Origin of the sequence: Anaerotignum lactatifermentans, assembly GCF_016902535.1 — a bacterium.
Taxonomy (GTDB): Bacteria; Bacillota; Clostridia; order Lachnospirales; family Anaerotignaceae; genus Anaerotignum; species Anaerotignum lactatifermentans_A.
The window spans coordinates 108,294-114,765 of the sequence record NZ_JACSNY010000008.1 but is presented as its reverse complement, the minus strand read 5'-3'; the positions used below and the strand labels follow the sequence as shown (position 1 = coordinate 114,765).

5 protein-coding genes are annotated in these 6,472 nt (G+C 54.7%); 1 reads left to right on the top strand and 4 read right to left on the bottom strand.

Annotated features, from left to right (window positions below; all coding sequences use genetic code 11):
- Window positions 1-242 precede the first annotated feature (242 nt).
- The 4 genes from rlmH to H9X84_RS08135 form a co-directional block, all read right to left on the bottom strand.
- On the bottom strand, window positions 243-722 hold the full coding sequence (gene rlmH / locus H9X84_RS08150) for a 23S rRNA (pseudouridine(1915)-N(3))-methyltransferase RlmH (protein WP_205133691.1): 480 nt from the start codon (window positions 720-722) through the stop codon (window positions 243-245).
- A 10-nt stretch (window positions 723-732) separates the two neighbouring features.
- The gene (locus H9X84_RS08145; protein WP_243423629.1) at window positions 733-1,527 is read right to left on the bottom strand and encodes an MBL fold metallo-hydrolase; all 795 of its coding nucleotides are present in this window, start codon (window positions 1,525-1,527) and stop codon (window positions 733-735) included.
- A gap of 116 nt (window positions 1,528-1,643) precedes the next feature.
- The gene (locus H9X84_RS08140; RefSeq protein ID WP_205133692.1) at window positions 1,644-2,900 is read right to left on the bottom strand and encodes a UDP-N-acetylglucosamine 1-carboxyvinyltransferase; all 1,257 of its coding nucleotides are present in this window, start codon (window positions 2,898-2,900) and stop codon (window positions 1,644-1,646) included.
- A 202-nt stretch (window positions 2,901-3,102) separates the two neighbouring features.
- On the bottom strand, window positions 3,103-5,736 hold the full coding sequence (locus tag H9X84_RS08135) for a calcium-translocating P-type ATPase, PMCA-type (RefSeq protein ID WP_205133693.1): 2,634 nt from the start codon (window positions 5,734-5,736) through the stop codon (window positions 3,103-3,105).
- 105 nt (window positions 5,737-5,841) lie between these two features.
- Between H9X84_RS08135 and H9X84_RS08130 the strand changes: the two genes are divergently transcribed.
- Window positions 5,842-6,432 carry a manganese efflux pump gene (locus H9X84_RS08130; protein WP_205133694.1) on the top strand — a complete coding sequence of 197 codons (591 nt, stop codon included), beginning with the start codon at window positions 5,842-5,844 and terminating at the stop codon, window positions 6,430-6,432.
- Window positions 6,433-6,472: the final 40 nt, after the last annotated feature.

Sequence of the window (6,472 nt, the reverse complement as noted above, 5' to 3'; positions counted from 1 at the left end):
TATAGTGGCTCATAGTTCCTCCTAGTTTAATGGATGTCTTTGCAAACACCATTTTACCAGAAACTGTGAGTCATTTTTACTTGTTGCACTTAGATTATAAATTCAAACCCATAAAAAAAGAGCCCCTCCCAAGGGCTTCTTCATCAGAAAACAACAATCGCCAAAACCCTGACAGTATAAAGGGTTCCGGCGATTCTCTTTTCACTGGATTTTATTCTTTTTAAAATCACTTTTTCTCTATTTTATTTGTGGTACGGCTCTTTCCGCCGGATCTTCTCCGCTCGGTACACCTGCTCCAGCAGAACCACCCGCATCATCTGATGGGGGAATGTCATAGGGGAAAAGCTGAGGGCGTAATCCGCCCGTTTCATCACCGCCGGCGCAAGACCCAGAGATCCGCCAATGACAAAGGCAATATGGCTGACACCGCCGACAGCCTTTTTCTCCAAAAACGCCGACAACTCCTCGGATGTCATCATCTTCCCCTCAATGGCCAGCGCCATCACAAAGGCGTCGTCCTTTAACGCCTTTAAGATCCGCTCTCCTTCCTTCTGCTTGACCTCTTCCTCCTGGGCCTGACTCATGGTCTCCGGCGCTTTCTCGTCCGCCAGCTCTATGATCTCCAGCTTATGGTAGCGACTCAGCCGCTTGCTGTACTCCGCCACTGCTGCTTGCCAGTATTTTTCCTTCAGCTTGCCTACGCAAACCACCGTGATCCGCATAAACTGCCTCCTATATGGTTATTTTCACACCGTTGCTGTATCTTGCCGCCATATCCATCTTCAAAGCGCCGCCCAGCCGTATCCGATGCTGTTCCAGAATCTCCTCTACGGTCTCATAGGCCAGATAAGGCCGGTTATTTTCCTCGCTCAAATGCCCCAGGAACACATGGCGCATTTCGCCCGTCACAATCTCCGCCAGCAGCGCGCCCGCGCTTTTGTTGGATAAATGGCCTTTTTCTCCCAGAATCCGCTGTTTCAGGTGCCAGGGATAGCTGCCCTTTTTCAGCAGTTCCTCGTCATGGTTGGCCTCCAGCAGCAGTACCTGACTTCCCTCCAGATTTTCCCGCAGAGTGTCTGTAATATGTCCGATATCCGTAGCGGCAGTGATTTTCTTTTTCCCCGCCGTCACGCTGTACCCCACTGGGTCCGCCGCGTCATGGGGGATGGAAAAGGGATGGACGCAGAGATCATTGACAACACAGGTCTCCCCGGCGTAAATGAACCGCTTGTTCCTGGGCGAAATCTTTCCCAGATTCCCCTCCATGGCTGCCCAGGTCTCCATGGTGGCATAAATGGGCACATCATATTTTCTGGAAAACACCCCGGCCCCCTTGATATGGTCCAGATGCTCATGAGTGATGAACAAAGCGTCGATCTCCTCCCCTGTCAGTTTCAGCTGGGCCAGACCTTCCGTGATCCGTTTGCCGCTGACACCGGCGTCAATAAGTATTTTCGTATGGGGACTGCCGATATACAGACTGTTTCCGCTGCTGCCGCTGGCAATGGTACAGAATTCCATATCCATCTCTTTTCACCTCTCTTCGTTGTTTGATTTTTCCTGTTCTATGACACAAGAAAACGCGAAATCCTGCCTTCCGCATCAAATTCCGCGCCTTCCCTTTTTTTCGCCGTTTCTTTCTGTTATACCTGTACACGGGTGATTTTCGCGCCCAGAGCATTGAACTTGTGCTCCACATGCTCATAGCCGCGGTCGATATATTTCACACCGTCGATCTCGCTTTCGCCTTCCGCCGCCAGCGCCGCCAGAATCATGGCCGCCCCTGCCCGCAGGTCCGTAGCGCTGACTTTTGCGCCATGGAGTCGGTCCACACCCTGAATCCGGGCGATTCTGCCGTCAATTTCCACCTGTGCGCCCAGCTTGCGCAGTTCATCGATATACTGATATCTGTTCTCCCAGACATTCTCCGTAATGACGCTGTTCCCGCCGCATACGCTCAAAAGCGCCGCGATCTGGGGCTGTAAGTCTGTGGGGAATCCGGGGTAGCTCATGGTTTTTACATTCGCCCCATGCAAAGGCCGGTTGGCCGTTACACGGATAGAATCATCATGCTCCTCAATGGTTACATTCATCTCATCCAGCTTAGCTGTCAGAGAATCCATATGTTTGGGGATAATATTTTTTACCAGCACATCCCCGCCGGTGATAGCCGCCGCGATCATGTAGGTCCCTGCCTCGATCTGGTCCGGGATAATGGTGTACTGAGCGCCATGGAGCTTTTCCACCCCTCTGATACGGATCACATCCGTACCCGCGCCTTTGATATTGGCCCCCATCATATTCAGATAGTTGGCTGTATCTACTACATGCGGCTCTTTGGCCGCGTTTTCAATGGTCGTCACGCCTTCCGCCATGGTAGCCGCCAGCATAATATTGATGGTAGCCCCTACGCTGACCTGATCCATGTAAATAGAAGTACCGATCAGACGATCCGCGTAAGCTCTTACCATGCCGTTGCCTTCTTCTACCGTAGCCCCCAGCGCACGGAAGCCCTTCAGATGCAGGTCAATGGGTCTGACACCGAAATTACAGCCGCCGGGCAGCGCTACCTCCGCCTTTTTGTACCGGGCCAGCAGCGCCCCAAGGAAATAATAGGAAGCACGGATCTTCTGGACTTCCTCAAAAGTCGCCCGATAATCGATCCCGCCGCCGCAGTCGATCTGCAGCGTATGCTCATCCTGATAGGTGCATTTCCCACCCAGTTTTTCAATGGTATGGCATAAACTTCTGACATCCTCAATGCTGGGCAGATTTTCCAGCACGCTGACGCCCTCCGCCATAATCGCCGCGGGGATCACCGCTACCGCTGCGTTTTTCGCGCCGCTGATAGAGACCTCGCCAACCAGGCGTTTCCGCCCCTGCACAATCAATTTATCCATAAAATACAATCTTCCTTCCGAATCATTCACAATGAGCAAAAACTTAACTTCGCCCTAACATTCAGATTATATCATGAAACACGGGGGGAGAAAAGTCTTTTTTGCCGTCTTTCGCCTGTTTTCGGGCTTTTCCCTCTTTTTCCGCCCTTCCGCGGGCAAAAAAAAGAAGGGCGGAACACCTTTTTGGCGTTCCTGCCCCTCTTTATTCCGCTTCTGTTTTTCCGCGTTTTTTCCGTAACAGCTTTTCCAGTTCCACAATAGGCAGGGGCGCAAAGGCCAGTGCCAGCGTTGCCAGCCACTGTGTCCCGTCCAGTGCCGCCGTGCCAAAAATCTTCTGGCAAAACGGCAGGGTAATGGCGCCGCACTGCAGCAGCGTTCCCGCCAGAAAAGCTCCCACCAGCCAGGGATTCCCCAGAGGACGTTCCCGGAACAGAGAATGTTCCGAGCGCATATTGAAGGCATGGACCAACTGAGAAAGAGAAAGCACCGCAAAGGCCATGGTCCGCCCCACAGTCCCTTCGCCGCCCCGGTCGAAATACACATAACCAATGCCAAAGGCCAGCAGCGCCAGCATACCGATCATCAGCCCCTCCACCAGGATGGAACTGCCCAGGCCGCCGGAAAAAAGGCTCTTTTCCTTTCTGGGCGGACGGCACATGCAATCCTTTTCCACCGGTTCCAATCCCAGGGCCACCGCCGGCAGAGAATCCGTCACCAGATTCACCCACAGCAGCTGAATGGGCAGCAGCGGCGTCTGCCAGCCCAGCACCATGGCCCCCAGTATGGTCAGGATCTCGCCGATATTGCTGGAAAGGAGAAAATGCACCGCCTTACGGATATTGTCGTAGATACCCCGGCCTTCCTCCACCGCCGTCACAATGGTGGCAAAATTATCATCCGTCAAAATCAGATCAGAAGCCCCCTTAGCGACTTCCGTCCCGCTTTTGCCCATGGCACAGCCAATGTCCGCCGCTTTCAGGGCCGGAGCGTCATTGACGCCGTCCCCCGTCATGGCCACCACATAGCCCGCCTTCTGCAACGCCTTTACGATCCGCACCTTATGCTCCGGCGCCACTCTGGCGAAAACACTGCATTCCGCCGCCGCTTTGGCTAACGCCTCCTCGTCCATGGCCTCCAGCTGCGCCCCCGTCATGGAACTGCCGCCCTTTTCCAGAATCCCCAGCTGGGATGCCACCGCTTCCGCTGTCAATACATGGTCCCCCGTAATCATCACAGGACGAATCCCCGCCTGCCGGCAGAGCCGCACCGCCTCCATCGCTTCTTTTCGGGGAGGGTCCTCCATGCCGGCCATACCGGCAAAGACCATATGCCGCTCCACCTCCTCCGTCATTTCCGGTTTTCTGTCCCAGAGACGAAAGGCCGCCGCCACTACGCGAAGGGCCTTGGCCGCCATCTCCCCGTTCTGGAGCTGTGCCTTGCTTTTGCGCCCACTGTCAAAAGCCGCCTGCCGGTCCCCTTCCATCACATAATCGCATCGCTCCAGAAGGTACTCCGGCGCCCCTTTGGTAACGGTAATCCATCCGCCTTCTTCGGTGCGGTGCAGTGTGGTCATCCGTTTTCTGGCGGAGGAAAAAGGGATTTCCCCCTCTCTGGGCATTTCCCGCCAAAGCTCCTCCGGCGAAATGCCCTCCGCCAGCGCCGCCTCCGCCAGCGCCAGTTCCGTAGGCTCTCCCGCCAGCTTTCCTTTTTCCATGCGGCAGTCGCTGCACAGGGCGAAAAAGGTCAGAATACGCTCTTTCTGCTTCTGATCCGCTCCTTTGGTGCCTCCCGTCACCATTTTTACCTGCATCCTGTTCTGGGTCAGAGTCCCTGTCTTGTCAGAACAGATGACCTCCGCGCCCCCCAGCGTTTCCACCGCCGGCAGCCTACGGACGATAGTATTGCGTTTGGATAAACGCTGTGTCCCCAGCGCCAGCACAATGGTGACGATGGCAGGCAGTCCCTCAGGAATGGCCGCCACCGCCAGACTGACGGAGGTCATGAACATCTGAAAGGGCGGTTTCTGCTGTAATATGCCCAGACAGAAAATAAAGGCACAGATGGCCAGAGCGCCCACTCCCAGCAGCTGGCCTGTCCGGGCCAGTTTTTTCTGCAAAGGCGTTTCGCTGTCCTCCTGCTGAGAAAGCAGATGGGCAATACGGCCCACCTCCGTCTCCATACCCGTGGCCGTTACTACCATTCGCCCTCTGCCGGAAAGAACATATCCGCCGGAAAGAACCATATTTTTCCGGTCTCCCAAAGGCGTATCCGCCGGAAAAATCCGGTCGCTTTCTTTTTCCACCGCCATGGATTCCCCGGTAACGGCACTTTCCTCTGTTTTCATGCCATTACTTTCCACCACTCTGCCATCGGCGCAGATATAATCCCCCGCCGAAAGCAGCACCAGATCTCCCGGCACCACCTCCGCCGCCGGAATACGGCAGACTTGTCCCTCCCGCAGTACCGAAGCCGTAGGAGCCGACATGTTTTTCAATGCCTCCAGCGCCTTTTCCGCCTTGCTTTCCTGTATGGTCCCCAGCAAAGCGTTAAATACCACAATCACCATAATAATCACGGCATCCAGATATTCCCCATCACCTCTGTGCCAGGATAAAAGGACAGAAACCGCCGCCGCCCCCAGCAGCAGCAGAATCATGAAGTCCTGAAACTGGGCCAGAAACCGAAACAGCAGATTTCGTTTCCCGCCGCTTTGGGCCAATTCATTCCTCCCCATTTCCTCCAGCCTCCGTTTCGCCTCCTGCCGGGTCAGTCCCCTGGCCTGGTCTGTGCCCAGGGCCTGCCTTACCTCTTTTGCTTCCATTGTCCACCATTCCATATCCTCACCCATTTCCTGTTTTTGTGGTTGTCCTCTTTTTCCACTCTATGCCTTCTCTCCCAAAAAAATGACTGCCGCATATGATAATGACAGGAGGTGTGGTTTATGTTTTCTTCCCTGCTGCTGGCTTTTTCCCTCAGCGCGGACGCCTTGGGCGTCGGTGTTTCCTACGGCCTTCGCCGGATTCATTTTCCAAAAATCTCTCTGTTTCTGCTGGGTGCCGAATCTCTGGCTATGATGGTGATGGTACTGTCTCTGGGGGGCTGGTTGGCATCCTTCTTCCCCTTCGCCCCACTAGCCAAAGGCGCCGCCGCATTTTTGTTTTTCTTCGGCCTCTGGTTCATCAAAAACGGTCTGTTCCAGAAAAAAGAGCCCCCGTCCCAGACTTCGCTCCTGCAAAATCCTTCTGCCTGTGACAAAGACCTTTCTTCCGCCATCGAGCCAAAGGAGGCCCTTCTGCTGGGGCTGGTTCTCTCCGCCGACTCCCTGGGCGCCGGGCTGACCATCGCTCTTTCCGGCCTGTCCCACTGGGCCCTCCCCCTCTTTGCCGCCTGCTTCCAGACGCTGTTTCTTTCTCTGGGGTCGGCCCTGGGCAAAAAGCTGATCCTTCTGCCGGAACCCAGGGAAAACCGCTACACGCTCTTGTCTGGCATTATTTTGGCCGCCATGGGCTGTTACCGGTTTTTTTCCACATAGGAATATGATATAATGAAAACACATCCAAAAAAACAAAGGA

What these genes read in the sequence shown, in the direction of transcription:
- rlmH (WP_205133691.1), bottom strand. Translation starts at nt 722, where the DNA reads ATGCGGATCACGGTGGTTTGCGTAGGCAAGCTGAAGGAAAAATACTGG.
- H9X84_RS08135 (WP_205133693.1), bottom strand. Translation starts at nt 5,736, where the DNA reads ATGGAATGGTGGACAATGGAAGCAAAAGAGGTAAGGCAGGCCCTGGGC.
- H9X84_RS08140 (WP_205133692.1), bottom strand. Translation starts at nt 2,900, where the DNA reads ATGGATAAATTGATTGTGCAGGGGCGGAAACGCCTGGTTGGCGAGGTC.
- H9X84_RS08130 (WP_205133694.1), top strand. Translation starts at nt 5,842, where the DNA reads ATGTTTTCTTCCCTGCTGCTGGCTTTTTCCCTCAGCGCGGACGCCTTG.
- H9X84_RS08145 (WP_243423629.1), bottom strand. Translation starts at nt 1,527, where the DNA reads ATGGATATGGAATTCTGTACCATTGCCAGCGGCAGCAGCGGAAACAGT.